Raw genomic sequence first — 1964 nt, forward strand, 5'->3', positions numbered from 1 at the left:
TGTCACGATCCGGTGAATGCTTCCCTCGTGGGGCAACCACACGGCATCTTCACGAGTCACACACCTGCCAGCCACGTACATCCCTCGGGGGCATCATGAGCCAGCAGTACCCGCAGCAGCCCAACCAGCCGCAGCAGCCCGGCCCGTACGGGCAGCAGCCGCCGCCTGGGTACGGCTACCCGCCCCAGCCCGGCTACGGCCACCCCGGCGGCCCCGCGCCCCGGCCGCCGAAGAAGAGCAGCGCTGGCAAGATCGTGGGGTTCGGCTGTCTCGGCGTCGTCGCCCTGCTTGTCCTCGTCGGCATCGGTGCCGCAGTCGGCGGAGGGAGCAGCGACGACGCCACCGACACCAGCAACAAGGACAAGGCCGTCGCGGCCGACGACAAGCCGAAGGCCGACGACAGCAAGGAAGCGCCGGCCAAGCAGGACGAGAAGCCCGCGGCGAAGAAGAGCCAGGCCGAGGAGTTCCAGGCCTGCGTCGCGAAGTCCGGCACGGGCACCGAGAAGACCGCGGTCAAGCACGTCACGAAGGTGACCGGCACCGACAAGAAGAACAACATCCTGGACGCGGCGGAGGTGTTCACCGACTACACGGGTGGCCTCCTCGGTCCGCACCAGGGGGACGGGAAGCTGATCGCGTCGGCGTTCGCCTCCTGCTACGAGTCGGAGAACGGCCTGGTGACCGTCTACGACAAGGACGGCGAGGTCCTCGCCAACGGCAACTACTGACCGGTCACTACGCCCGTAGTTGCAATCCGGCTGATCATGCCGCATCCTGGCCCCACGTCCGGCGTGTCCGGACCCAACTGACTACCCCGCGCCGTACCCGGAGTCGCGCCCGGACCGGAGCCCCCAGCGCCCACACGGGCCTGGGGGCTCCGGCATCCACAGACGTCCGCGCAGGGCTTCACCCGATCGCTCACACCGTGCGGGTTTGCTGCTGGCGCTGCGCCTTGCGCGGACACCTACCGGCCCGGCCGCTCTCCCCGTGCGGTCGGGCCTTCGCACGCCCGGAGGTGACCATGGGCCTAAACACCAGCCACCGCCCCGTCACCGAAGAGGACTACAACCGGGTTCGCGAGCTGCACGCCCTCGGCATGGGCCGCAACGCCATCGCCCGCGAGATCGACCGGGCGCAGCGCACCGTCTCCGTCATCGCCGCCGAACTCGGCCTCGTCTTCGACACCTCGATGACCGAGGACGCCACCCGCGCCCGCGTCGCCCAACTCGCCGCCCTCCGCGCGGACACCGCCGTCGATCTCCACCTGGACGCCCTCAGGCTGACCCAGCAGATGTGGGAGCCCGCGACCGTCTTCAACTTCGGGGGCAAGGACAACACCTTCGCCCACCGCGAGGTCGCCGAGCCGCCGGCCGCCGACAAGAAGGCGCTCATGACGGCGGCCGGGGTCGCCCTGGAGAAGTCCCTCAAGCTCGTGCCGCCCGCCGACGACGCCGGCGCCGAGGACGCCAAGTCGATGCTCGGCAAGCTCATGGTCGGCCTGCGCGCCGCGTACGAGGAGGCCGCCGGGGAGGAGGCCGGCGAGGAGGCGGAGGGTGAGTCTCCTTGACGCGCTGCCCCTGTCCCGCAAGCAGGTCGTCTCCGTCGTGGAGGCCGAGGCCCGGATCAACGCCTGGGAAGGCTCGGTCCGGTCGGGCAAGACGATCGCCTCGCTGCTGGCCTGGCTCGCGTTCGTAGCGACCGCGCCGACCGGCGGCGAGCTGGTCATGGTCGGCCGCACCCGGGACTCCCTGTACCGCAACGTGATCGCCCCGCTGACCAACCCGGACATCTTCGGGACCCTGGCAAAGCAGATCAGCTACAACAACGGCGCGCCGATCGCGGTCATCATGGGCCGCATCGTGCACATGGTCGGCGCGAACGACGCCAAGGCCGAACCGAAGATCCGCGGCATGACCTGCGCGGGCGCGTACGTCGATGAGGCGACGACCCTGCCGAAGACGTTC

General features: G+C 70.1%; 3 protein-coding genes. All 3 read left to right on the forward strand.

What is annotated here, in order from left to right; translation table 11 throughout:
* Positions 1-95: 95 nt before the first annotated feature.
* A complete protein-coding gene (locus ACFWR9_RS42120) occupies positions 96-728 on the forward strand; it encodes a hypothetical protein (RefSeq protein ID WP_383852813.1) in 633 nt (210 codons plus the stop codon).
* 293 nt (positions 729-1021) lie between these two features.
* Positions 1022-1567: a hypothetical protein gene (locus ACFWR9_RS42125; RefSeq protein ID WP_383852815.1), complete on the forward strand. Its 546-nt coding sequence runs from the start codon at positions 1022-1024 to the stop codon at positions 1565-1567.
* The coding region (locus tag ACFWR9_RS42130) for a terminase large subunit domain-containing protein (RefSeq protein WP_383852818.1) at positions 1554-1964 on the forward strand (411 nt) is incomplete at its 3' end. The genes ACFWR9_RS42125 and ACFWR9_RS42130, both read left to right, overlap by 14 nt.

The sequence above is a fragment of the Streptomyces sp. NPDC058534 genome (assembly GCF_042717365.1).
In the GTDB taxonomy this organism is placed as follows: Bacteria; Actinomycetota; Actinomycetes; order Streptomycetales; family Streptomycetaceae; genus Streptomyces.